This is a genomic window from Pseudoalteromonas sp. NGC95, from assembly GCF_015864705.1.
GTDB lineage: Bacteria > Pseudomonadota > Gammaproteobacteria > Enterobacterales > Alteromonadaceae > Pseudoalteromonas > Pseudoalteromonas arctica.
Genome location: NZ_JADYWR010000060.1, coordinates 1 through 1,033 on the forward strand (window position 1 = coordinate 1; position 1,033 = coordinate 1,033).

General features: G+C 43.4%; 2 pseudogenes. Both read left to right on the plus strand.

Annotated elements, in window-relative coordinates:
- Positions 1-399: pseudogene (locus I6E70_RS20520) on the plus strand (transposase domain-containing protein); the annotation flags it as partial.
- A 16-nt stretch (positions 400-415) separates the two neighbouring features.
- Positions 416-1,033: pseudogene (locus I6E70_RS20525) on the plus strand (IS4 family transposase); the annotation flags it as partial.

A 1,033-nucleotide genomic window follows, 5' to 3' on the forward strand; every position in this document is an offset into this window, starting at 1 on the left:
TTACTCCCTTTATCTCTTATCGAAGAAGCCTATGCACTGACCGAAACCGTTACACTACGAAAAAGAAAACTAACCCTAGAATCGATGGCTTGGTTGTTGATCGGGATGGTTATTTATAATGACAAATCGATGGCCGATGTCGTTAATATGCTCGACATTGTTGACCGCGAGGGTAAGCCATTTGTTGCGCCAAGTGCTTTAACTCAGCGTCGTAAAAACCTAGGTGAAGCCGCCATGAAAGCCTTATTTGAATGCACCCAAAGGCATTGGAATAATGGGGCTAATCATCCCCATTGGAATGGGCTTACCTTGCTTGGTGTCGATGGTGTTGTTTGGCGTACGGATGACTCACCCCAAAACAATGAAGCCTTTACAAAACCGACCAATACACAATACCCACAGGTCAGAATGGTNAAATGGGCTTACCTTGCTTGGTGTCGATGGTGTTGTTTGGCGTACGGATGATTCACCCCAAAACAATGAAGCCTTTACAAAACCGACCAATACACAATACCCACAGGTCAGAATGGTGTGTCAAATGGAGCTAAGCAGCCACCTAATCACGGGGAGTGCTTTTGATGATTACAAGGTCAATGAAATGGTGCTGGCTGAAAAGCTTATAGAAACCACACCCGATAACAGTCTCACTTTATTCGAAAAAGGTTTCTATTCTTTAGGGCTTTTACATAAATGGCAAACGACTGGCAGTGAACGCCACTGGCTAATCCCCCTGAAAAAAAATGTGCAATATGAAGTTATTCAAACATTAGGGCGTAATGATAAATTAGTCCAACTTAGCAGCAACCCAAGAGCAAGAAAAATGTGGCCAACGCTGCCTGACACCTTAATAGCGAGGTTAGTGACCCGAAAAATAAAGGGTAAATCATACAGTGTGATGACATCGATGACAGTTCCGATGCAATATCCGTCAGCCGATATAGGCGATTTATATAGTCACCGCTGGGAGATAGAGCTTGGTTATCGCGAACAAAAGCAATATATGCTGGGTAATCGATTAACATTAAGAAGTCGC